The sequence below is a fragment of the Ehrlichia ruminantium str. Welgevonden genome (genome assembly GCF_000026005.1).
Lineage (GTDB): Bacteria > Pseudomonadota > Alphaproteobacteria > Rickettsiales > Anaplasmataceae > Ehrlichia > Ehrlichia ruminantium.
This window is the reverse complement of sequence record NC_005295.2, coordinates 1135445-1161650: the sequence shown is the minus strand read 5'-3', so window position 1 is coordinate 1161650 and position 26206 is coordinate 1135445. Positions and strand designations below refer to the sequence as shown.

General features: G+C 26.8%; 13 protein-coding genes and 1 tRNA gene. 10 read left to right on the top strand and 4 right to left on the bottom strand.

Annotated features, from left to right (window positions below):
• Positions 1–3 precede the first annotated feature (3 nt).
• The 5 genes from ERUM_RS03695 to ERUM_RS03675 all read left to right on the top strand — a co-directional run bounded on the left by ERUM_RS03695 (position 4) and on the right by ERUM_RS03675 (position 11146).
• Entirely contained in the window at positions 4–1755 is a 1752-nt protein-coding gene (locus tag ERUM_RS03695; RefSeq protein ID WP_011155361.1) for an ABC transporter ATP-binding protein, read from the top strand.
• Positions 1756–3394: 1639 nt separating this feature from the next.
• The gene (gene sdhA / locus ERUM_RS03690) at positions 3395–5191 is read left to right on the top strand and encodes a succinate dehydrogenase flavoprotein subunit (RefSeq protein WP_011155360.1); all 1797 of its coding nucleotides are present in this window, start codon (positions 3395–3397) and stop codon (positions 5189–5191) included.
• Between the two features lie 33 nt (positions 5192–5224).
• On the top strand, positions 5225–6001 hold the full coding sequence (locus ERUM_RS03685) for a succinate dehydrogenase iron-sulfur subunit (RefSeq protein ID WP_011155359.1): 777 nt from the start codon (positions 5225–5227) through the stop codon (positions 5999–6001).
• A gap of 1761 nt (positions 6002–7762) precedes the next feature.
• A complete protein-coding gene (gene thyX / locus ERUM_RS03680) occupies positions 7763–8620 on the top strand; it encodes an FAD-dependent thymidylate synthase (RefSeq protein WP_011155358.1) in 858 nt (285 codons plus the stop codon).
• A gap of 1329 nt (positions 8621–9949) precedes the next feature.
• A complete protein-coding gene (locus ERUM_RS03675) occupies positions 9950–11146 on the top strand; it encodes a multidrug effflux MFS transporter (RefSeq protein WP_011155357.1) in 1197 nt (398 codons plus the stop codon).
• 2730 nt (positions 11147–13876) lie between these two features.
• Here the strand turns inward: ERUM_RS03675 and ERUM_RS03670 are convergent.
• From ERUM_RS03670 to ERUM_RS03655, 4 genes are all read right to left on the bottom strand, one after another.
• The gene (locus ERUM_RS03670; protein WP_011256150.1) at positions 13877–14110 is read right to left on the bottom strand and encodes a hypothetical protein; all 234 of its coding nucleotides are present in this window, start codon (positions 14108–14110) and stop codon (positions 13877–13879) included.
• On the bottom strand, positions 14088–15077 hold the full coding sequence (gene ruvB, locus ERUM_RS03665; protein ID WP_044148681.1) for a Holliday junction branch migration DNA helicase RuvB: 990 nt from the start codon (positions 15075–15077) through the stop codon (positions 14088–14090). The genes ERUM_RS03670 and ruvB overlap by 23 nt, the downstream gene beginning before the upstream one ends.
• A 1160-nt stretch (positions 15078–16237) precedes the next feature.
• Positions 16238–16813, bottom strand: a complete 576-nt coding sequence (gene ruvA, locus ERUM_RS03660) for a Holliday junction branch migration protein RuvA (protein WP_011155355.1) — start codon at positions 16811–16813, stop codon at positions 16238–16240.
• A gap of 10 nt (positions 16814–16823) precedes the next feature.
• Complete coding sequence (locus tag ERUM_RS03655) at positions 16824–17528, bottom strand: heme ABC transporter permease (RefSeq protein WP_011155354.1); 705 nt, start codon at positions 17526–17528, stop codon at positions 16824–16826.
• Positions 17529–19296: 1768 nt separating this feature from the next.
• Here ERUM_RS03655 and gmk point away from each other — a divergent pair.
• The 5 genes from gmk to ERUM_RS03630 all read left to right on the top strand — a co-directional run bounded on the left by gmk (position 19297) and on the right by ERUM_RS03630 (position 25947).
• Positions 19297–19926 carry a guanylate kinase gene (gene gmk / locus ERUM_RS03650; protein WP_011155353.1) on the top strand — a complete coding sequence of 210 codons (630 nt, stop codon included), beginning with the start codon at positions 19297–19299 and terminating at the stop codon, positions 19924–19926.
• Between the two features lie 1457 nt (positions 19927–21383).
• On the top strand, positions 21384–22286 hold the full coding sequence (folD, locus tag ERUM_RS03645) for a bifunctional methylenetetrahydrofolate dehydrogenase/methenyltetrahydrofolate cyclohydrolase FolD (RefSeq protein WP_011155352.1): 903 nt from the start codon (positions 21384–21386) through the stop codon (positions 22284–22286).
• Between the two features lie 49 nt (positions 22287–22335).
• Positions 22336–22408 (top strand) — tRNA-Val (locus tag ERUM_RS03640).
• Positions 22409–24622: 2214 nt separating this feature from the next.
• Positions 24623–25147, top strand: coding sequence for a c-type cytochrome (locus tag ERUM_RS03635; RefSeq protein ID WP_011155351.1), 525 nt, complete (start codon positions 24623–24625; stop codon positions 25145–25147).
• A 23-nt stretch (positions 25148–25170) separates the two neighbouring features.
• A complete protein-coding gene (locus ERUM_RS03630) occupies positions 25171–25947 on the top strand; it encodes an alpha/beta hydrolase (RefSeq protein ID WP_011155350.1) in 777 nt (258 codons plus the stop codon).
• Positions 25948–26206 lie beyond the last annotated feature (259 nt).

Here is a 26206-nt window from a genome sequence, read left to right as displayed (position 1 = left end):
AAGATGAAAATATTATTTCAATTTGTCAAGCCTTACCTGTTATACTTTATATTTGCGTATTTAGTAGTTGCTGTTTCCTCTGTTACAATTTTGGCATTTGGTTATGGTTTACATAATTTAGTTGATTCTTGGGTTACTACATCCAGTGTTACGTCTATAAATAATGCATTATTGTTTTTGTTAATTGTGGTTTTAATAGTTGGAGTAACATCTTTTTTACGAATGTGGCTTACGGGTTATGGAAGTGAGAGAGTTATTACTGGAATTAGGTTAAACTTATATAATAGGATAATACATTTTTCTCCACGATTTTTCGAGAATAATAGTATCTCAAGCTTAGTAACGCGTTTGATGGCTGATACGTCAGCACTTCAAGTTATATTAAGTGCTAGCATGTCAACAATATTAAGAAATGCAACTACTTTGTTAGGTAGTATTGTAATGTTAGTACATACTAATTTCAAGTTGACTACATATACTGTAGTGGTAATACCAGTTATTTTAGTAATATTAACTTCTCTTGGTAAAAAAGTAAAACTTCTGTCGCAAAAAGTACGTTTAAAAACAGATGAGATAACGTCATTCGTTGAAGAAACATATCGTGGTATTTCTGTTATTCAATCTTTTTCTAAGGAAAATACTACAAAACAAAAGTTTTCTAATTTATTAGGTGTTTCACTGAATATAACAAATAAATATATTATTCTGCGTGCATTGTTGGTAACTTTGATTATTACTTCTGCAATGACTTCTATAGGTCTTGTATTATCTTTAGGTATCAAGGAGGTATTGAATAATAATATTACTGTCGGTTCTCTTTTTTCGTTTATATTTTATGCAGCAATAGCTGCTGGATCGGTAAATAATATGGGAGATAATCTTCATGACATACAGAAAGCTGTAAGAATTTCAGAAGATATTTCAAAGGTATTATTAATGCCATTGGATATTCATGAAATAGAGAATCCAAAAATAGTTGATGAATTAAAAGATGCAATTTTAATTAACAATGTAACATTTTCTTATCCTAGTAAGCCAAATGATCCTGCATTAAAAGGTGTATCATTTTCAATAGATAAAGGTCAGGTTGTTGCATTAGTGGGACCTTCTGGTAGTGGTAAAAGTACTATTACAAATATCTTGTTACGTTTTTATGATATTACTGCAGGTGATGTTACTATTGATGGTATAAATATCAAGGATTTATCTTTAAGTAGCTTACGTTCTTTATTTTCTGTTGTACCTCAAAATCCTGTAATGTTTTCTGGTACTATATTAGAGAATATAACATATGGTGTATCAGATGCTACATATGAAGATGTAAAAAATGCAGCGAAAACAGCTTGTATTCTTGACTTTATAGAAAGTCTTCCTAATAAATTTAGTACTTTTGTTGGTGAACGAGGATTATGCTTGTCTGAAGGGCAGAAACAGAGAATTGCTATAGCAAGAGCTGTATTAAAAAAAGATTCAGGGGTGCTGATATTAGATGAGGCTACGTCATCTCTAGATTCTAAAAATGAACAGTTAATACATGATGCTTTGGATAATTTAAAAAATAATAAAACGATGCTAATAATAGCTCATAGGTTATCAACTATTGTTAAAGCTGATAAGATAGTTGTTTTTAACAATGGATGTATAGATGATATCGGTACTCATAAGTCGTTAATAGCTAAACAAGATGGGTTGTATAGCAAATTGGCGAAATTACAGTTATCAAATGAAAATTTTTCAGATGGTAGTTCTAATTAATCTGCATTCTTTGATATATAAAAAATATGTAATAAGTTTTTAGGTAATACAATTACTGTTGTTTTGAGACAATTTATCTATGTTGTATATATTCTTTTGTTCTATATGTAGTGTTAGTTATAGATTATAGTAATCTGATGCTGGGATGTAATAAACATCATAATTTAAAGAAATAGCATAATTGAATTATAATTTTTATGTTTGTTGAGTAAATTATTGAATACATTTATCATGTGTTGCATCTATTTTTAATAGTTGTACTAGATTAGTTTTCAATTGTGTCATCAGTGAGGACTGAGATATTTTATTACAAGTTATTTTGATAGTATTGTTATACTGATGGGTACTTGTATTTTATTAAATGGGTGATTGAAGATAAATTTTATTTATTATTGTTAATTTTGTATAAGATGATGTGTTTTTTATTCTATTGTCAATTTATATAAATATTTATGATTTGTAGAAATAACTAGATAATATATAGTGTTACTACATAAATTTGTAGTACATTAATAGATGTTTTAAATATTATGTGCCAATCTATTATTTAGTGAGTTTTATTGTTTAGATCACTTTATATAAATATTTATAATACATATGTATAATGATTATTAAGATTATATGATGTTATTATAAAACTATAATATTGTTAATAGGTGTTCAAAGATATATAGATCTTATCTATATTAATTAATTTAATTGCTAAATAACTAACCTTATAACTCTGTATCATTTATATAAATTATAACATATGTATGTGATAATTGTTAAGGTTACATTATGTTATTATAAAACTATAATATTGTTAATAGGTATTCGAAGATATGTATATCTTATCTATCTTAATTAACTTAATTGCTAAATGACTAACCTTATAATTCTGTGTTATTTATATAAAGTTATAATACATGTGTGTAATAATTATTAAGGTTACATGATGTTATTATAAAGCTGTAATGTTGTTAATAGGTATTTAAAGATATATAGATCTTATCTATATTAATTAATTTAATTGCTAAATTACTAACCTTATAACTCTGTATCATTTATATAAATTATAACATATGTATGTGATAATTGTTAAGGTTATATGGTGTTATTATTATAATATTGTTAATAGATGTTCGAGAATATGTTCATCTATTTTAGTTGATTTAATTATTAGGCACTAATTCTATAGTTCTGTTACTAATTTGTCTAAATCTTGATAATAAATGTGGGAGAATAATTGAGTAATAGAAATTATATTTTTAATAATATTAGTAAATATTTAGATAATTTATTGTGTTTATTGCAAAATTGTAAGTATCAGATTAAGTTGTATGTTGATATAATTTTTCTTGAAAAGTGTGGACATCAGATTATAGTAATTCGTTTCTTTGTAGTTGGTATATAAAAGATGAGTTTATTCATATATTAATTGTTTATTTGTTCCTTTATTTAGATATTAGATAATTAGTAATAGTTATATAGTACATTATGTATATTGTAAGTGTTAAGTAATGATAATAGTTCTTAATTTATTAATAAGACTGTGAGTATATTATTAAACTGTTTTAATATAGAAATTATGTTGACTCATTGTGTTATTATGGTAGCCTAGTTATGTTTTCTGTTGTTTTGTAATATTTTTTTTGTAATGTCTAGTTCTACGTACAGTATTATAGACCATGAGTATGATGTTGTAATAATAGGTGCTGGGGGAGCTGGCTTGAGGGCAACTTTTGGGATGACTTCTGTTGGCTTGTCTGTTGCATGCATATCTAAGGTTTTTCCAACGAGGAGTCATACAGTAGCTGCTCAAGGTGGTATTAGTGCTGCTCTAGGTAATGTTACTGAGGATGACTGGAGATGGCATATGTTTGATACAGTCAAAGGTTCTGACTGGCTTGGTGATCAAGATGCTATTGAATATATGTGTAAAAATGCAGCAGAAGCTGTTATTGAACTTGAGCGTTATGGAGTACCTTTCTCACGTACTAGTGATGGTAAAATATATCAGCGTCCTTTTGGTGGTATGACTACAGAATTTGGTAAAGGTAAACCAGCAATTCGTACTTGTGCTGCATCTGATAAAACAGGTCATGCTATACTTCATACTCTATATCAGCAATCTTTAAAGCACAATGCTGAATTTTTTGTGGAGTATTTTGCTATTGATTTAATTATGAATGAAGTTGGTCAGTGTCAAGGTGTAATTGCATGGTCATTATGTGATGGGACGTTACATAGGTTCCGTTCTCATGCTGTTGTTCTTGCTACAGGTGGGTATGGTAGGATATATTTTTCTGCAACTAGTGCTCATACTTGTACTGGTGATGGTGGAGGAATGGTATCTCGTATTAATTTGCCTTTAGAAGATATGGAATTTGTACAATTTCATCCAACAGGGATATATGGTTCTGGGTGTTTAATGACCGAAGGATGTAGAGGAGAAGGTGGTTATTTAATTAATTCTGAGGGTGAAAGATTTATGGAGCGTTATGCTCCAAAAGCTAAAGATTTAGCATCTCGTGATGTTGTGAGTAGGGCCATGACTTTGGAAATAAGAGAAGGTCGTGGTGTAGGACCTAACAAGGATCATGTATATTTATCTATATCTCATTTAGGAGCAGAAGTTATACATGATAAATTACCAGGTATTAGTGAAACTGCTCGTACTTTTGCTGGAGTGGATGTTACGAAAGAACCTATACCTGTATTACCAACTGTTCATTATAATATGGGTGGTATTCCCACAAATTATTATGGTCAAGTGATTACGTTAACAGATAGTGAAGAAAAGATCGTACCTGGGCTTTTTGCGATAGGAGAGGCAGCATGTGTTTCTGTGCATGGAGCAAATCGTTTGGGTTCTAATTCATTACTTGATTTAGTTGTATTTGGTAGAGCTGCAGCTATTAAAGCGAAGGAATTGATAAAGCCTGGTATGTTACATGCTCCTATAAACAAAGCTAGTGAAGAAAAAATAATTGCTCGTTTTGATGGAATTAGGTTCTCTAAGGGGAGTTTACGTGTTGCGGAAGTACGTGGTAAAATGCAGCATGTTATGCAAAATCATGCAGCTGTTTTTCGTACAGCAGAAGTGTTAGATGAAGGAAAAGTCAAGATTAAAGATGTAGCTAAGCTAATGCCTGAGATTGTAGTGCAGGATAAGAGCATGATATGGAATAGTGATCTGGTTGAAGCATTGGAATTGACTAACATGATGCCGCAAGCAGTTGTAACTATGGAATGTGCAGCAAACCGTCAGGAAAGTAGAGGAGCTCATGCACGAGAAGATTTTCCTGAGCGTGATGATGAAAATTGGATGAAACATACTTTAGCTTGGTATGATGCTGCTAATTGTTCTGTAGAAATTAAGTATAAGGATGTTGCTAAGACGACTTTAACAAATGATGTTCAATATTTTCCCCCACAGAGAAGAGTATATTAGTTATCCGTATAGGAATTGTGTAAAAGGTTTGTTATGGTTCAGTTTTTTTTACCTAAGAATTCTAAGATTAATAAAAATGGGGAAGTATATAATGCTCCTGAAAATGCAAAAAATGTAAAATGTTTTAAGATATATAGATGGTCTCCAGATGATGATAGCAATCCAAGAATTGATACATTTTTTATAGATCTTGATCAATGTGGGCAGATGGTTCTTGATGCTCTTATAAAAATTAAAAATGAGATTGATTCTACATTAACATTTAGGAGGTCATGTCGGGAAGGTATATGTGGTTCTTGTGCAATGAATATTGATGGTACTAATACTCTGGCATGTACAAAGGCCATATCAGATATTAAATCGGATGTTGAGATTTATCCTTTACCACATATGAATGTCATTAAGGATTTGGTACCTGATTTAAGCAATTTTTACAAACAATATGAGTCCATTACTCCATGGATGCAAGCTGAAGAGCCTAGTCATAATAAGGAAAGATTGCAGAGTATAGAAGACAGGAGTAAGTTGGATGGAGTATATGATTGTATATTATGTGCATGTTGTAGTACTAGCTGTCCTAGTTATTGGTGGAATCCAGATAAGTATTTAGGACCAGCTGCATTATTACAAGTATATAGGTGGTTAATTGATAGTCGGGATGAGGCATCAGATAAAAGGTTGGATATGCTTGATGATGCATTTAAATTATATCGCTGCCATACTATTATGAATTGTACCAATACTTGTCCTAAGGGTTTAAATCCTGCTAAGGCAATTGCTGATATTAAGCAAATGATGGTAAGAAGATAAAATTTTATCTTATATATGTGTGTAGAGGTTGGATAGAATTAATGATCTTATTAATTACATATTTGTAATGTTATTAATAAGATGTATTTGGGTTATTCATGAGTTATTGCATTATACACAGCAAATGAGTGTAGGAATGTGGAAAATTTTAGTAGGTTTTCTAAGTACTATAAAGGTTAATTTATTTTGAGAAAAGTCATGTGTTATACTGTATATCCTGATAGGATATGTGGACTGTATTTCTAAATGATATTGCTATGTGGGTTTTACAGGTGGTACTGTTTTTTAAGTTCTACTAAGATAATTACTGATATTGAAGAATTATTAGAAAATATAAGAGTTAGGATGTAGATTCTTATAAGTGTTAGTGGTTTTTAAAAACCTTTTATATTATCGATATTAGGATTAAATAGTACTGATGGGATATTTGATAATTATAAAATCTAGCATTGAAAAATTATATTAGATAGGTAGTTAAAAATTCTAGAGTATTAGTTAAAATACTTAAAAAATAAATTTTAATTTTTCTAGAGGATGATAATTATTTATGTATTTACTATAGGAAAAGATATAGTACTTTGTGGGAAAGGCTAATGGAATAAAATTTGAAAAAATGTTCTTCATGTTTTGTTATAATGCTTTTAATTAGTGGTATTGATGTATTGTTAATATTTAATTATGTGTAGTGAGATTGATTAAAATGTTCACTTCTCAACTATATTGATCTTGATAGCATAAGGAATGATAGTTATTATTTGTTCTATTTGACTTACTGTAACAATAGTTTAAGTATTAACTATAATTTAAATATAGTGAGTGATTAATTTACATGTAGTAACATTAAGATTGAAGAATTTATTTCAATTGTGTTGGATTAATCATGAAAAATAGCTAATTATTGGTCATGTGTTTTTATATAGATATATCATTTTTCTAGTTGGTATTTTGAAATAATTGAATAGTTTGTGGAAGTATTTTGTGATCCCCTATATAAAATATTTAATATGCTGATGAGTTCTAGAATTATTGTTATGGTTAGTGTTTAAAAATTGCATTCAATAAACAATTGAAAATTTCAGTGTATTTTTCCCTTATGTTTTGCATTTATTTTGCTGGAACGATTACTAATGTTAAGCAGGTGATGATAACAAGGATGATATAAGTGTTTGTATTGAGATAATTGGTTATAAAAAATTTCTTTTTTTATATGCTAATTAAACATTAAGTATTGGTAAACAATATTTAAAATTATTTTACTATGTATATTATGTAAAATCTGAGATATTAAATTAGAATTATGCTATTTTATAAATAGTGAACGTTACTAATACTTAATTTTAAAAATATAAATACTGGTAGGAAAATCATAATATTAAAATAATCTTAAAAGATAAAAAGTGTCACAATAGGTATATAATGCTGTATACTTATGAAAATAGTGTTGAATAAAAAATCTTAAATTATATTGTTATAGTTTCTTATGAATTTTTTAATAAAGTGTATTGATGGTTACCTGTGTTGCGTATTATGATAATCTGTAAATTATAGAATATTTTTATAAAAATTCAGATCAAGATTAGTAGGCAAAAGTATATGTTTATTTATAGTTAATATATTGCTTTTAAATCAAGTATAGTAGTTTTTCTGACTATATATTTTGTAAGTGTGTGTAGAACTTTTATAAATTTCATTATATTTTTAAACTTGATCTAATGTAGCCAGTTGTTAGTATTAAGTATTAGAATTAAAGTATGGCAGACTATGGAATCAGAGATTACAAAACGTATAGTTGTTCCTGAATTAGAAGATATTCTTTATAAGGAACATAAGGTTTTAGATAAGGGGTTCGTCAGGTTAGTAGATTATATGGGATCTGATGAATCTGTAGTACAGGCTGCTAGAATATCCTATGGAAGAGGTACTAAAAGTGTAAGCCAGGATGCTGCGTTGATTAATTATCTTATGCGGCATTCACATACTACACCATTTGAAATGTGTGAAATAAAATTTCATATTAAATTACCTATATTTGTTGCAAGACAGTGGGTACGTCATAGAACTGCAAATGTTAATGAATATTCTGCTAGATATTCTGTTTTAGATCATGAATTTTATATTCCTGAGCTTGATCATGTGGCAACTCAATCTGAAGATAATGCACAAGGTAGAGGTAATAGCTTGTCTAATGAGGATGCTCAGTATGTAACTGATCTATTAAAAAGAGATTCTGATATGGTATATGAAACCTATAATAAGTTTTTAATAAAAGGTGTTTCAAGAGAAATATCACGTATTAGCCTTACTCTAAATTATTACACTGAATGGTATTGGAAAATAGATCTACATAATTTATTGCATTTTTTAAGATTGAGGTCTGATGTGCATGCTCAATATGAAATTAGAGTCTATGCTGAGACTATGTTGGAAATTGTAAAAAAGTGGGTGCCATTAACTTATGCAGCTTTTGTTGAATATTGTTTGGAATCACAAAGTTTTTCTAAGAGTGCATTGAGTGTTGTCAAGAAGCTAATTGCTGGTGAGGATGTTGCTAGAGAAGATACTGGTATTGGTAAAAGAGAGTGGAGAGAGTTGATGGATGTTTTAGCAGATAATAAATAATTATAGTATATAAATCAGATATATAAACTTTCATTGTTGTGGGAAATGGTTGAAAGATACTTTATTGCTGGAACAAGATTATAAGTGAAGGTTGAGATAGGTATCTAAATATTAATCTAGTACATCTGATAATATATAAGCTAATCAGTATTAATTATTTATAGAGTTTTTCATCATAGATGTCAGATCTGTCAGCAATATTTGTACTTAGTAACACTTGTTTTATTATATGTAAGTTGTTATTGTTAGAAACAAAAGTTGTACAAAAATGTGCTTAATAATGTATTTAGTGAAAATTGTTAATGCTATTCAAGCTATTTTATCTTGTAATATACTTACATAATATGGCTTATTAAAATGAGTAATTATCGTATAAGGTAGAAGATATTATATAAGATTTTACAATTATTTTTAGCATACTAATTTTAATGTGTAATTATATGTGCGAGGAGGTAATTACTATTAACATGTTTATTAATAACTTGTGTAAAGGAGTCTTATTGAATAAAAAGAATCTATAGTTGCTATAGAAGATACTAAGCCATGTTATGTGAAGTTAATAAGTGATAGTTATTTTTTTGGTATACGATCTTTATGGTTTGTATAAAATACTATTTGTAATGTGTGATTGTATTTATAAAAGAAATTATTGCTATGACATTATTTAATAGTGATGGAGTATGTTAAATAATGATTTTTATGATAGTAGTAATTAAGAATGATTAATATAGAAGATATTTATGAAATGTGTGAAAGTTTAATATATTGAATTTTTTTAGCATGTCAGCTTTTGATATGTAGAGTGAAGCTACTTGTTGGTATAGTTATATTTGTACAAAAGTTTTGTGTGTGTAACATTTTAATAAAAGCTTATCATATATTTTTGTGATGTAATGTATTATAAAATATATCATTTTTAAATGGAAGGTGCTTATATAAATGATCTATAGTGACAAAAGTGTATATAAGTGCAAGAATAAGGATTGATAGTGTTGTATTTTTTATAAAGTACTTATGTTTTAAGTAGATGTTTATAGTTGATTTGTTCATTATTTACTAATATTGTACTTTTATTTTTTAAGTAGTATTATTCATCCTGTAATATTGTAATTATGTTGTTTTTATAGGTTGTTATATAAGTACTACTTTTTATTATTAATTTATGTATAATTTACTATAACTGTAGCTTAGTAAGAGTGGTATATTTAATACTACTGATGTTGTTTTATATTTTTTATATTACATTAATAATGAAATAAAGCTTAAGTATTATAGCTTTGGCTTATATTAGATTATTTTATTAATTAAGGGGGGTTTATTTTTTTATTTATGAAAGTTTTTAAAAGGAATATTTTAATTCTTATTATTACAGTGATAGTAATGACTGAAATGTCATCAGATATATATTTGCCTAGTTTGCCAAAAATTAGTGATTTTTTTCATGTAGATTATTCAATTGCACAGTTGACAATTAGTTTAAATTTAGCTGGAATTTCTATTTCAGGTTTATTGTATGGTCCTCTATCTGATTATTATGGGCGTCGTCCTGTGATGTTGTTAGGTATTGTGATATTTACTATAGCAAGTGTAGCATGTTATTTTGCTAACAATGTTATGATGTTAATTATTATGCGTTTTATTCAAGGATTTGGAACAGGAGTTGCAGGAGTTGTTGGATACGCTATTATCAAAGATATGTATTCAGGTGATGAATGTGCTAAAAATATTTCTATAGTAAATATAGCAGTGGCATTTTCTCCAGTGTTAGGACCAATTTTAGGAAGTACAGTAATATCTTATGAGTATAATTGGAATGTACTGTTTATGATAATATCTGTTATATCTGTTATAGTTTTGATATGCTTATTTTCTTTTTTAAGAGAAACGTTAGTTATTGATAGATCTAAAAATAATATTTCTTTTAGATCAGTTATGTATAAATATAAAGAACTTATCTGTAACTATAGATTCTTTGGATTCGCTTTGATTCATAGTTTGACTATTATGTGGATTTGGTCATGCATCACTAACTTACCATTTGTTTTTGTAAATGATATGGGTGTACCTGTTGCTTACTATGGTTATTTTGTAGCTATTAATGTTGCTGCCTATATTATAGGCGCTATTATTAACCAGAAATTTGTTGAGAAGTTTGGTATGAGTAATATGCTGATTTTGGGTTTAATTTTAACAACCTTGTCAGATGCGAGTGTTTTTATTTTGTATCAGGTGATAGAAATAACTCCTTTATTAGCAGAAATTATGTGGATCCCATCTGGTATGGGTATTGCGTTTATTCTTGGAAATAATATGACTTGTGCTTTTTCTGAGATTAAAGAAACAGGTATAGGTTCAGCATTTATTTTATTTTTACAAACGATTTTTGGTGCTATTGGCATTTATATTTTAAGTTGTTTTTATGATGGTACTTTGATACCTGTTATAATTTTTCCAGTAGTTTGTTCTATATTATGTATTATCATATACCTTGTTCTTAAGGTAACGGAAAAAAAAACTAATATGTAGGAATGTAATTCTATTTTGATGATATTATAACGAAGTGCAACTTCTAAATGATAATTATATGGGTGGTTATAGTTAGTATACTTTATTAATTTGTGAGTCCGTTCACTTTTCATAAAGTGATTCAAATTGATAAAGTATACTAACACATGCTTATCATATAATTTTTATAGCTAGATAATTAATGCAAGTAGTACTATGTATTTAATATCTGTTACATTGATATTAAAGATATTCTTAATGATTAACAGTACCGATTAAATATTATTTGTGATTTTAAGTATTTAGTACGTACTTCTTTGTATATTTCTATAATGACAATATTATTGAAATATAAGCTGAATAATTTAGAGTATTGTTACATTGATATTAAAGGGGTTATTCATAATTAAAAGTACTGGTTATTTTGTATTGTTCACAATTTGGAATATATGAATGCATTTGTTATGTAATCTGTCACAGTGACAGTAATTTATCAAAAGTAGTACTATGTATTTGGTATCTGTTATATTGATATTAAAGATATTGTGAATGATTAACAGTACCGATTAAGTATTATTTGTGATTTTAAGTATTTAGTACGTACTTCTTTGTATATTTCTATAATGACAATATTATTGAAATATAAGCTGAATAATTTAGAGTATTGTTACATTGATATTAAAGGGGTTATTCATAATTAAAAGTACTGGTTATTTTGTATTGTTCACAATTTGGAATATATGAATGCATTTGTTATGTAATCTGTCACAGTGACAGTAATGTATCAAAAGTAGTACTATGTATTTGGTATCTGTTATATTGATATTAAAGATATTGTGAATGATTAACAGTACCGATTAAGTATTATTTGTGATTTTAAAGTATTTAGTACGTACTTCTTTGTATATTTCTATAATGACAATATTATTGAAATATAAGCTGAATAGTTTAGAGTATTGTTACATTGATATTAAAGGGATTATTGATAATTAAAAGTACTAGTTATTTTGTATTGTTCACAATTTGGAGTATATGAATGCATTTGTTATGTAATCTGTCACAGTGACAGTAATTTATAAAAAGTAGTACTATGTATTTGGTATCTGTTATATTGATATTAAAGATATTGTGAATGATTAACAGTACCGATTAAGTATTATTTGTGATTTTAAGTATTTAGTAAGTACTTCTTTTATATTTCTATAATGATAATATTATTGAAATATAAGCTGAATAGTTTAGAGTATTGTTATACATGATATTAAAGAAATAACTAACGATTAATATTTTTATTATGGTAATTGCTTTTAAATAGGTATTAAGTGACTGAGTATTGTGAAATATTGGTTTATATATCCCGCTGTTAGTATATGTATGATATTACATAATGTATATGACTTTCTGATATAACTTGAAAGAAGATATTTTGGTTCTTAATGTTATTATAATATCTATTGTGAGAATGTGTTTATAGGTTTTAAATGTTAATGCATTATTTGAAAGAGGAATATCTTAAAGTTGTTTATATATTATTTTAAATTTTCATGTGTCATTCGTTATAACTGAGCTTTTTCCATTAGTGTTTTTAATATTAAACATCACTTTTGGAATAATTGCTGAGTATTTTAGATATTATAAAAGTTATTTACTAAATATAGGTACTTGTTCTAAAAATAAATAATGCATAATAGGGTGCTAGGGTGTTACTTTATTTATTTCCCAGAGCTTTGTCATACAATATGTTGTGCTAGTATATTGCCTTTTCTCAATTATATCTTATTTGCAGTTTTTATCTATTTATACACAAAATGATTACTTAGTGATTTCAATATTATAAGTGATATTAATGAAATTGGTAGTATTTCTTCTACAGATAATTAAGGTATCAAAAGAATATTAAGTTGTTGGAACTTGTTATAAATTGTAACTTTATTATACATGTTTGTATTTTTATAATGATTCGATAATATGTTATTGCAGTTTCATTATAATAAAGTCATTACTAAATAATTTGAGTATAAGATTACCCTTATTAATGAAAACAGATATCCATGCAAGAATAAGTAAGATATAAAAGAAGTTAAGTTAGTTTGTTTAAATATATTTTTTTGTTTTAGTGTTTCTACAATTCATATATTGCTTGTAATTTTCATCTCTTATAAGTAACAATGATTACTACAATGGTTTTATGTTATAATGTTATTAATGAAATTACAGATATCTACTCTAAAGATAAGTAATGCATAAAATTGAACTAGGTTATTGCTATTATTATGAAGTAATAGCTTTTTTTAAATGGACATCTGTTACCACTAATAACATGATATATTTGTAATCAAGAATTATAAATCTCCTATGCTAACGGGATATACTATAGAGTGTAAGTATTTCTTGTAGTTTTTATTTATAATTAAAGTTAATAGTTTTGTTATCTAAGTATATGATGAATAATATGCTAATATTATTGATTCTTTTGTAAGTGTATAGTTGTATATGTTATGTTAAAATAATTTGTACATAAGCTTGATATATTAAAAATATAAATAGAGGTATAACTTTCTCTATAGTGATTTTGTTAATAGGTTATTCTATAAGTTATATGATTATCTATGACACTTAAACAATATCAGGAAATCATTCTATAGTCATTTAATATGAAATGTTATGCATAATAATATATACAGTAAACATATATTTTTTTTGTTATAGCCAGAAATTCTGTTGTACTGTCTACGGTTTTTCCTATTATCATTAATATATCTTCATTATAAGAAGAACTAGAGGTACGATAAAATTTAGTAAATGTTGTTTAAATAATTCAGGATTAAGGAACTGACGCGCTTCTGATGTTAATATATCTATGATATTTCTATTACTTGTGGTAAGTGTATAATCATTATCACGCTCAAATGATGTGTAATTATGTGTTATATAGAAATTATGTATAATATGTAATACTTTACTACATATTGTATGTTTGTTCATTAAGATAAGATATTGCTTTTTGAGTTATAACTCTACCACGTGGTGTACGTTGTATGAAGTTTATTTTTATTAAGTATGGTTCTATAGTTTCTTCTATATTTCCAGTATCTTCGGATAATGCGGAAGATATGGTGTCTATTCCTATTGGATTATTAGCCTCGTAAATGAACTGTAGGTACTTGATGTCTTGTCTATCTAGTCCAAGTTTATCAATACCTAGACGTAATAGTGCTTGGTCAGCAAATTCATGAGTGATTGTATCTTGTTTTGTAACTGATATGAAATCTCGTATACGTCTTAATAATCTTAATGCAATTCTAGGTGTACCACGTGATCTTAAAGATATTTCTTCTGCTCCGTTATTGGAAATATTAGTATGTATCACTTTTGCAGCACGCTTTATTACTTTTGTAAGTTCTTCGGTTGAATAAAATTCTAAATGCATTGGTATTCCGAAACGATCTCTTAAAGGGTTTGATAGTAGTCCAATTCGTGTTGTTGCTCCTATTAATGTGAATGGTGGTATGTCTACTCTTAAAGTGCGTGCTCCACATCCTTCACCTACTATTATATCTAGAGAAAAGTCTTCCATAGCTGAGTACAATATTTCTTCTATATTTCGATTTAAACGATGAATTTCATCAATAAATAATACATCTCTTGCTTGAAGATTAGTTAATATTGCTGCTAAGTCTCCTGCTTTGCTAAGTAGTGGTCCTGCTGTTGACCGAAAATTTACTTTTAATTCTTTAGCGATTATATGTGCTAGTGTCGTTTTTCCTAGCCCTGGTGGACCATATAGCAAAATATGATCTATTGGTTCTTTTCGTTCATAGGCAGCATCTATGAAGATTTTTAAATTGCTGACTACACTGCTTTGCCCTATAAATTCATCAAGAAGATTTGGCCTCATTGAAATATTTTGTTGATCTTCTATGCATTCGCTACTTTGCAATATGTCTTTCATAAACACTCATTAGTTTGTTAAGATTGTCACTTATTGTATAATAGCATATTAAATTGTATTTTATATCTTAAGTTTCAGATATTATCCCAGTCAATTTAGTTATATACCTTCTTAAAGTTACTTAACTTAGTTATAGCAGAATGAAGATAATGAATTTGATAATATAAATAAGAATACTTAGATGTTATATAAAGGCTATACTTGATTTTGTCTGTATTGAGTCTTTATTTCTTAGATAATTTCTTTTTACGTTAATTTTGATATTATAAATCATCTTAACGGCTTTAAAGTATATCGTGTGTGCATATTGTAGATTGTATTACATTAATTTTGATATTATAAGTCATTTTCACAGTTTTTGGAGTAGTATTGCGTATGTGTATATCATAGATGATAATGTATGATATTATATTGGCAATTATGATTATTCATATCTATATAATTATCAATAAATCTGTCATATTTTATAGTACGATGGTAAATTGTACGTATATGCATTACTACTCTTAAAATTATTCTGGTAATTTTTAATATTAAGAACTAGTAATAAAACAAGCAAAAGCTTGAGTATTCAGTTACTGAATGTTAAACGTTTTGGAGGTATGTGTAGTATTCTATTATCAGGTATAGTATGTAATGTTTTTTATTATTCTAGTGATGTTTAATATTAAAAACGCACTAATGGCAAAGGTTAACTTGTAACGCTAAAAGACTGTGTAGTGAAAGATAGAATATATTTTTAGTATTTGTATTTCATAAAATAAGATAAAGAGTATTTGTGTAACTTAATAAATTGTACAGTGTTAGTTTTTATATTATGTAGTTATGCATATGTTATAATGGTATGTAGTAAGTTTAGTTAATTAATGTTAAAATTATATACCTATTTCTAAAATGATTATAGTAACTTGATACCTTGTAAAAAAACTTTTTATAACCATTCAACATATGTCTCAAGTACCACTAAGCCCAGGTCTATCAATATCATTGCCTATATATCTTAATTATGAATGAAAGATAGGTAATATATGGAGTTATTATCCAAAATTATATTAATTATGTATTAAGTGATAAAAATGTAAAGTTTAATCACTGTAAACATAAAAGAGTATAAAGAAAAGGTTTTTATTGGTTGTTTTAATTTTAATAAAATATATTTTTTATTGAGAAAGTTTTTGTAGTGCCTTTCTTATTACTTCTTGTGTACTAGCATCTGGAGTTTTAGATTTTATTTCCTGTATTACATTGAAAGCTTTTAATTTTTCATATCCTAAGCTTATAAGAGCAGCTAAGGAATCATCATTTTCTATTATTGAAAATGTTTCTTCTATAGGCATTTTATTGATTTTATATTGTAGTTCAGTTATTATACGTCCTGCAAGTTTTTCACCTATACCATTTCCTTTAAATGCTATTTTATCATTGTTTACTACTGCAGAAAAAATCTGTTCAGGTGATAACTTACTCAATATTGAAAGTGCTGTTTTATAATTAATTCCATTTATTGTAACCAGCATTTTTAAGTAGTCTTGTTCTTGTCTATTTAAAAACCCATATAGTTGAGTTATGTTATCTCTATTTACATAAGTTTCTATATATAGTTTTATATTATCTCCTACTTTACAAGTCTGTAAGACTTTATGTGAGACATAAATAATATATCCTATATTGCCTACATTTAGTATAATATAGCTGTCACGTATTTCCTCAACATTACCTGTGATACTACCTATCAATGTTATCCTCTCAAAGAATGTTATTTAATACAGCAAGTCTGCAGTTGATTTTTCTTAGATTGATTAATGTGTGTGATCTTAATATTAGTAAAATGCAAAATAATAGCCCAAGCGTTATAAACATAGAAAGAAGAGGTATGAGCATTGAAATATCAATAGCTATACCATCTTTACGCAATATACTTGCTGGTTGATGTAATGTTGCCCATATGTTCACTGAAAATTTTATAATTGGAATGTTAATTGCACTAAATATTGCAAAAATTGAAGATGCTTTTGCTGATCTTGCTTCATTATCAAAAAAACTCCACAGTGATAAATATCCTAAGTAGAGGAAGAATAAAATTAACATTGATGTTAATCTTGCATCCCATACCCACCATGTTCCCCAGGTACATTTGCCCCATATACTACCTGTAATTAAACATATAGCTGTAAACACTAATCCTAATGGTGCAATTGCATGTGATATGATTGTTGCAACGGTATTTTGCCAGATTAGTATTGCAAAACTCAATATCGCTATTAGTGTGTAGGAACCTAGTGATATCCATGCTGATGGTACGTGTATGTACATAATTCTTACGAATTCTCCTTGTTTATAATCTGCAGGGGATGCAATAAATATCATGTATAAACTATATGCTAAACAGATGGTAAATGAGAATATTATATATGGTAAAATTAGTTTTGTATAACGAATGAACCTAGTCATAGTATAAAAAGGTAATAGCGGTAGGTAAAAGTACCATAGATTCTAGTATCAGGCAATGCATAAAAATATTTGAAATAGAAGTTATATTATTGATTTATATTTTCTTTTTTTTATCTATTAGTTTATAGGTGTATTGTATGTTACAAGTTTTGCTGTAAAAAAACCTATAATAATTTCAACATAGTTATCCTAGTATAGGATTGTAAAATAATAAAATTATATTTTGAGCGTATGTATGGTGTATTATTGGGTATATTACGGTTGTGTTTTAGCAAATTTGTAATTATTTCTTATGGTATTAGATTGTAAATTGGTTGAGGGCAGTGTAACTATTATCTTTTTGCTGTGGTTATAGTGTATGATTATATGTATCAAAATTGTATTTGAAAAATACCATAACAATTTCAGTTGATAATTAATAATACAAAATTGTGAATGGGTTAGTGTATAATGAAATTATGTCTTATAACTGTAAGTATAGTATATAGTTATGTTTTAAGTAGTTTATTGTATTTATAATATACTTTCATAGTATGGAGTTATGTCCTGGTTTGAGACGTTATAATAGGATAAGTATTTCATACTTTCCTATTTTTTATATTTGTAATGTTTAAGTTGTTATTTTGTATTTTACTAATATTTACACATATGAATCAATCTAAGAAAAATCAATTGCAATCTTGTTGTCTTAAAATAACATTTTCTTTAGTTATATGGATGTTAAGTTATAGTAGTATTAGAAAGGTGTATGTGAATTTTTTTATAGACTTGATTCTATACTATAAATATTGACTTCCTGTATAATTTTTTTTTGATTTTTAACATAAGAGATTGTTTATACAGTTTTAAGAATAATATGTACATAGTTTACTTCCTGTATAATTTTTTTTGATTTTTAACATAAGAGATTGTTTATACAGTTTTAAGAATAATATGTACATAGTTTACTTCCTGTATAATTTTTTTTGATTTTTAACATAAGAGATTGTTTATACAGTTTTAAAAAATAATACATACATGTGTTACTTTATATAGTAATATGTAATGTATTGCATTATACATAAAGACAATAAGTTAGTTTTATCTATATTAAGTATTTATTTTCTGTGTAATTTCTTTTTACACTAATTTTTTATATTAAAAATTATCTAAGCAGTTTTAGAATAGTATATACATATATGTATACGTTAATGAAAAGTACCAATGATTTATTTGTAATTATATGTATATAATATTAATGTGACATGTTGTAACTGAATATCTAAAGGATAAGCTATAGTTGTAAATCTAATGTTATGAGCTTTTAGGTAAATATTAAGTAATCTAATACCAAAATTTTTTTATTTAGTTGTTAGTAAATATATGTTCTAAATAAAAAAAATTTCGAGATTATTAGGTAATCAATAGACTTGGTGAATTTTTAAATTAATTTTATATTCTTGTTTTATACATAGTATTAGCGGTAGTACGTACAGTAAGTAATTGTTTTTTTAATATTAAATATGTGTTTTAAATAACTGTAGATTTTTTTAATGTTAAAAGTTTTTTTCAATTCAAAGATGTAGTAATAAATGAACTCAATCAAGTTTACAAATGTTATATTATGTTGCAAAATGAAAAGTATTTTTACATAATAAGTGTTGTTAATATTAAGAAATTATATAACTCAAGGTTAGCAATAGTTTTTTTTAAATAATTTATAGTCTGCTGTATTATTATATGAAATAACGTTGGTTATCTAAAAACATGTTTTATTGGGAAATATGCGGTGAATAATAATCTAAAAAGCAGGGGAATAATGTTAGTTATGTCTTCTCCTTCTGGAGGGGGTAAAACTACTATATCGCAGTTGTTGGTTAATGAATTACAGGGTGAGATTATTAGGTCAGTTTCTGTTACTACTCGTGAACCTAGAAATGAGGAAGTAGAAGGTAAAGATTATTTTTTTGTTACTGAGGATGAATTTCATCATTTATGTAATACAAATCAAATGTTGGAATATGCTAAGGTCTTTGGAAATTATTATGGTATTCCTCGTAGATTTGTAATGGATAATATAAATAATGGTATTAGCATATTGTTTAGTATAGATTGGCAAGGTGCATTTAAATTAATTGATATTATGAGTGAGCATGTGGTTAGTGTTTTTATATTACCTCCATCTATGGAAGAGCTAAAAAGACGCCTATATAATAGAAGTGGTGAGAGTGATATGATTAACCAAAGATTAAAAGAAGCTGCTTTTGAGATCAGTCACTGTTATCGTTATAATTATATTATCGTTAATCATAATATTGAAGAAAGTGTACAACAAATAAAAAGTATTTTTATTGCGGAGAAATTGAAAACACATCGTAAAATGTTTCTTGAGCAGGTTGTGAAGAGTTATTATATATAATTGTGAAAATTGTAATATTATTTACTTATTGAAGTAAGATAAGTATTTTGTGGATTATTTATCATGTAATATAAATAGTTACTGTAGAATTTTTAAGGTACATCTATTGTTTAAGGAGTGTTGTAATAGTTCAAGTATAAGTTTTATTTAAATACCAGAATATGTTTTGTAGGATTAAATAGTGCAATACTTGTAGAACTTATTAAGTTTATTTGCTACTTTATGATCTTTATATTTAAAAAATTGTTATTTGTTTAACGTGTATATCATTGTTGACAATGTATTTTATTGTATTTTTTTATTATAAGTAAGTACAGATAAGTTATTAATAATTAAAGCAGAGTATGATGTAAATCTTATTAGTTATGTATAAATAATATACTAACCTATACATTATTTGGAATAAGGTATTCTTTATTTATTATGTAAGTTATTAAAATTCTGATCTACTATATATTTCTATAAATAGCAATATGTTTATTGTAGCACTTCAGTAATAATATTCATTTGTTATTTATTACTTTTTGATAGTTGGCTATTATTTATTAGAATAATATAGTTGTTGGTATTAAATAACCTTTTTGAGTTATAGTGCTGTATTATAATTTAAATAATCTTAATTATTTGTTTTAATCTAGGTAGTGTTAACTATTTCTTTGTTGGTAATAGGGAAGTTTCTTGTATTGTTTAGATTTCTATGCATTATGATATATAAAAAAAAAGAGCTTGTATAGTAATGTATCTGTTCATTAATATTCGCTCTGTATTACTTTAATCATTTTTCTTAAGGTCTTTATTACTATAAAAATAAGTGGCATGTTTAATAATGCTAAATACATATAATATTTGTGTATTATGCGGAACTATAATACTAAAAAAAAGCAAATAAGCAGCTCAATAGGTTTAGTTTGGTAAAGTGGTCTTATATTAGTTGTTATTAGCAGTCGTAAATGTTGATTGTGTGACGTAGTTTTTTTAAAGGAGATTGTGTTATTGTATGTAGTAAACAAATGTTATTTCTATAGCTTTTTTATTAGTGCATTTTTTATACCAGTTGTTCTTTTAGTATATGTATGAAATAACATAAATTTTATTTAACCATCACATTGATTTATGGGGAATATATAAAATAACTAAAATTTAAAAACGGATGTTCTTAAGTATTACTTGTTTTATTTCAGTATTAATGAGTTACTTATTTATAATATTATATAATTTTATTGGTATTATAGGTTTTAGTAAGATAATACCATAAAAACTACCTTACATGATATATGTTTTATAAGTAATATCATTTAATAAAAAATATTATGTAGTTAAAATAATGTAGATAATATTTTATTTGGAGAATATTAAGTCTTATTTGTAGTGGTTATAAAAATATATTCTTAATGTTTATTGAAGTTTTTTGTAAAATGCACTAACCTTTAAGTTATACAATAAGATATTGAACTCTTATGGAAGGGAATATTGTAAGTGGGAAAGCAGTTGCTGATAATATTACAAACATACTTGCTACATGTATTAGTGATTTAAAAGCACAGCATAATTTAACACCGTGTTTAATAGTTGTTCTAGTTGGAGATGATCCTGCAAGTCAATTGTATGTGCGTAATAAGCAACGAAAAGCAGAAATGTTAGGACTTAGATCTGAAACGATGTTGCTTCCTAGTACAATATCTGAAAGTAGTTTGATTGAAAAAATACATCAGCTTAATAATGATGATAGTGTTCATGGGATTTTAGTACAGTTACCTGTTCCGAGACATATTGATAAGAACCTGATTATCAATACTATTGATCCTAAAAAAGATGTTGATGGATTTCATAATGAAAACGTAGGTAGATTATTTACTGGACAGAAAAAGAATTGCTTAGTACCTTGTACACCGCAGGGTTGTCTCTATTTAATAAAAACTATCACTCGTAATTTATCTGGTAGTGATGCTGTAGTTATAGGAAGATCAAATATAGTAGGGAAGCCTATGGCTTGTTTACTATTAGGGGAAAATTGTACAGTTACTACTGTTCATTCGGCTACTCGTGATTTGCCAGATTATTGTAGAAGAGCTGATATTCTTGTTGCTGCGGTTGGGATACCTCGTTTTGTTAAATACTCTTGGGTAAAACATGGGGCAATTGTTATAGATGTAGGTATTAACTCTATAGAAGAAGATGGCGTGAAAAAGTTTGTAGGAGATGTCGATTTTGCTGAGGTCAATAAAATTGCTTCAGCCATTACTCCAGTACCTGGTGGTGTTGGACCTATGACTATTGCGTTTTTAATGGTTAATACCATTATTGCTGCATGTAACCAGTCAGGAATTGATGGTTTTCTTGAAAAGTATCTTGATTTATAATTCTTTGATTGCAGTTAACGTATTTATAGTTTATAAAGATAATGTAATAGGGCGATTAGCTCAGTTGGTAGAGCATCTCGTTTACACCGAGGAGGTCAGCAGTTCAAGTCTGTTATCGCCCACTCTTTTATCTATAGCTGTGAATATTTTTATGAGTTATTATTACTACTTTATAGCTAGTAGAGTGTGATATTGCTTTAATATAGTAAGTTTTGTGATTTCCTAAGTACTTTCATATTTACTGTACAGATATCATAAAGAATAAAGTGTTTAGATATATTATTGTATTTTATAAATAGTATATTCTTCCCTATAAGTTATTATTGTTAGTTGATGGTGTGATTATTCATAGTATTAATATGTGTTTCCTTACATTATTTTTTTGAAAAAATTATATTTAGTACTTTCATATTTACTGTACAGATATCATAAAGAATAAAGTGTTTAGATATGTTATTGTATTTTGTAAGTATTATATATCTTTCCTATAAGTTATTATTGTTAATTGATGGTGTGATTATTCATAGTATTAATATGTGTTTCCTTACATTATTTTTTTGAAAAAATTATATTTAGTACTTTCATATTTACTGTGCAGATATCATAAAGAATAAAGTGTTTAGATATGTTATTGTATTTTGTAAGTATTATATCCTTCCTATAAGTTGTTATTGTTAATTGATGGTGTAATTATTCATAGTATTAATATGTGTTTCTTTACGTTATTTTTTTGAAAAAATTATATTTAGTACTTTCATATTTACTGTACAGGTATCATAAAGAATAAAGTGTTTAGATATATTATTGTATTTTGTAAGTATTATATCCTTCCTATAAGTTGTTATTGTTAATTGATGGTGTAATTATTCATAGTATTAATATGTGTTTCTTTACGTTATTTTTTTGAAAAAATTATATTTAGTACTTTCATATTTACTGTACATGTATCATTAAAGTGTTTAGATATGTTATTGTGTTTTGTAAGTAGTATAGTCTTCCCTATAAGTTGTTATTGTTAATTGATGCTATGATTATTCATAGTGTTAATATGTGTTTCTTCACGTTATTTATTTTTGAAAATATTGTATTTCTATTATAGCTATAGAACTGTGAAACATTTATAGCTAGAAAGTGGTAAGTATATACCTATAAGTATATTTCTCATATATTGTAATGTAATAATTTAAAGTAAGTTTTTTATATTAAGAACGCAATATATGGTATATATGTTGTACAATAAAGATATTTGTAGTTGTGAGGATTGTTATCTAAGTTTAATTACTAAAATACAAGTTTTTATACTAATTCTACATGTTTGATATAATGCATTGTGGTTTAAAAGCCAAAACCTAAGCTTAGTTATTAAAAATACTGGTTTTATATGAGTTACACATCTTTGATATATAAGTAAATATAGTCTTGAATTAATACTTAAAACTTATTTAAAAAAAGTATTTGTATCTATAGTAGTAGTTGGCTTAATTGTTTTTGGGGTTGTTTTAAGTAGATTTATATGTTTGTTGTAAGTAAATTTATTTAGCAGGTCACTTATACAGTCTGGATAGGTATTGCTGATAGCAGTGATAATGATACTCTTATATAAAATACTAATAATTTGTTTCTAATATTAGTGGTGCTTATATGAAAGATGTACAAGGTTAGTTAAATAATGAAATCCTGTATTATTATAGATTCAACATATTTGATATATTGGCTATTTAAGTGAAATGTCAATAATTTAGTAAATATACTGCTTGGTGTTTAAATTATATGAATGTAAATATAGATTCAGTATAAATAGACTAGTATAAATGTTGTTTATTTGAACTAATTTAATAGTTATTAAAATAATATTAGAAGGTTATCACTTAATTGTGTCATTGTTTTAAATTGGTTAAATCATTATTATGCTTTTTTGAGTTATGGAATTACAATATACAATAGTATTGCAATGCATGTTTATTGTTAGTAATTATTACATGACTTTTTCTGTTGCTACTAGGATGTTTATTATTTAAAATGTTAATCTAAGTTAAAAAGTGGCTAAGAAAAATTTCTTACTAAAAAACTGTTTATGTTATATGTAAAAAGTAAGGTATGTCTTTTTATGCAGTTTTTTTGTATAATAAAATATCTGTAATGCTAAATCCTAAAAAATCGAGATTTCACTATTACATATTGTAAGTTTTGTATGATATTTTATATGATCAAGTTTAAATAGGTTCTTTAATTATGAATAATCAAAACCTATGTTATTTGTTGACTATAGTTAACTATTATATTACCCTAGGAAAGTACGATTATAGTTACTTGTAAGCTAGGGACTCCAAAATAATATGGATGGTTTTCAATTAAATAAAATATTTACAGCTATTTTGTTTGCATGTTTTATAGTATTGTTTGTTAGTAATGTAACTGACTTATTGTATAATCCTGAGCCTCATACTGAACCAGTAAGGGGTTATAAAGTAGATGTAGAGCAACAGGGTCTGATAGAAGAAAGTGCAGCTGTTCCTGATGTACAAGTAGATATCCAGGCTCTTGTAGCACAAGCTAATATAACAAAGGGAAAAGAGATTTCAAAAAAGTGTGTGTCATGTCATACTTTTGAGAAAGGTGGAGCAAATAAAGTTGGTCCAAACCTATGGCATATAATAGGGAACAAAAAAGCACATTTAGGGGATGCTTTCAATTATTCAAAGGCAATGTTGAATATTGGTGGAACATGGGAGTATCATGACTTGTTTCAGTTTTTAACAAAGCCTCAGGCTTATGTTAAAGGTACACGTATGGCATTTGCTGGGATTTCAAAGCCTCAAGATATAGCAGATTTAATAGCATATATGAAGTCTTTAGAATAGGTTTGTCATTATGGAGGATACATATGTTGAATCAAGGTAGGCTAAAGTTATCTTATGCGCCGGATTTACATATATCATATAAGCAATTAATTAGTGATAGTAATGTTTCTATTGTGTTCCTTTCTGGTTTTCAGGCAAATATGCAAGGTGCAAAAGCAACAGCATTGTATAATTACTGCAAGGCTCATAACTTTAATTTAATTTTGTTTGAATATTTAGGGCATGGTGAATCAGATGGACAGCTCATTGATTATTCTATAAGTGATTGGTACAAAAACTCTATTGATGTTATTGATCAGTTAACTCCTCCTAATAGTAGTCATATTATTATAGGATCTAGTCTTGGGGTTTGGATGATGTTTTTATTAGCAATGTCTCACCCGCATAGAGTATCTAATTTGATTAGTCTAGCTGGAGCACCTGATATTACAGAAAGTTTATTTAAAAGTTTAACTACAGTTCAACAAGATGAATTGCTTAAGTATGGTCATGTTACTTTCTTAAGTAGTAATGAAGATAGTCGTTCTCGTGTTATAACTAGGTATATGTTTGAGGATGGAAGGAAAAACTTAATATTAAATAGGGAGTTTATTAATATAGAGTGTCCAGTTACTCTTATTCATGGTATGAATGATACAATTGTTCCATATAATGTTTCACTAACTTTAGCAGAAAAGATAAGATCAAGTTATTTGACTTTACGATTAATCAGGTCGTCTGATCACAGTTTGTCAGATGATATTTCTTTAACGATAATTTTTAAGGCTATAGAAGAAGCAATAGAACAGCAAAACTTATAATGCTATCTATTTTTTATATGTAGTAGCATATTTTGTATTGATTGTAACCTCAGTATCTTTAGTTATGCTAGTAATATTATAAACTTATGAGTAGTTAATGTATATACAGTATATAAAAAATTACTGGGTTTCAGAAAGTTGTATTATTCTTCAGAATTGATTGTTGTATCAATGGTATTGTTGTACTATGAAGAGTAGTATAAAATTCTTATTTGTTTGCTATAAATAGCATATTGCTTTGTAACAGCTTGTGTAGTTA

Excerpts from the sequence above, each read along its gene's own strand:
- ERUM_RS03695 (WP_011155361.1), top strand. The coding sequence starts at position 4 with ATGAAAATATTATTTCAATTTGTCAAGCCTTACCTGTTATACTTTATA.
- sdhA (WP_011155360.1), top strand. The coding sequence starts at position 3,395 with ATGTCTAGTTCTACGTACAGTATTATAGACCATGAGTATGATGTTGTA.
- ERUM_RS03685 (WP_011155359.1), top strand. The coding sequence starts at position 5,225 with ATGGTTCAGTTTTTTTTACCTAAGAATTCTAAGATTAATAAAAATGGG.
- thyX (WP_011155358.1), top strand. The coding sequence starts at position 7,763 with ATGGAATCAGAGATTACAAAACGTATAGTTGTTCCTGAATTAGAAGAT.
- ERUM_RS03675 (WP_011155357.1), top strand. The coding sequence starts at position 9,950 with ATGAAAGTTTTTAAAAGGAATATTTTAATTCTTATTATTACAGTGATA.
- ERUM_RS03670 (WP_011256150.1), bottom strand. The coding sequence starts at position 14,110 with ATGAACAAACATACAATATGTAGTAAAGTATTACATATTATACATAAT.
- ruvB (WP_044148681.1), bottom strand. The coding sequence starts at position 15,077 with ATGAAAGACATATTGCAAAGTAGCGAATGCATAGAAGATCAACAAAAT.
- ERUM_RS03655 (WP_011155354.1), bottom strand. The coding sequence starts at position 17,528 with ATGACTAGGTTCATTCGTTATACAAAACTAATTTTACCATATATAATA.
- folD (WP_011155352.1), top strand. The coding sequence starts at position 21,384 with ATGGAAGGGAATATTGTAAGTGGGAAAGCAGTTGCTGATAATATTACA.
- ERUM_RS03635 (WP_011155351.1), top strand. The coding sequence starts at position 24,623 with ATGGATGGTTTTCAATTAAATAAAATATTTACAGCTATTTTGTTTGCA.
- ERUM_RS03630 (WP_011155350.1), top strand. The coding sequence starts at position 25,171 with ATGTTGAATCAAGGTAGGCTAAAGTTATCTTATGCGCCGGATTTACAT.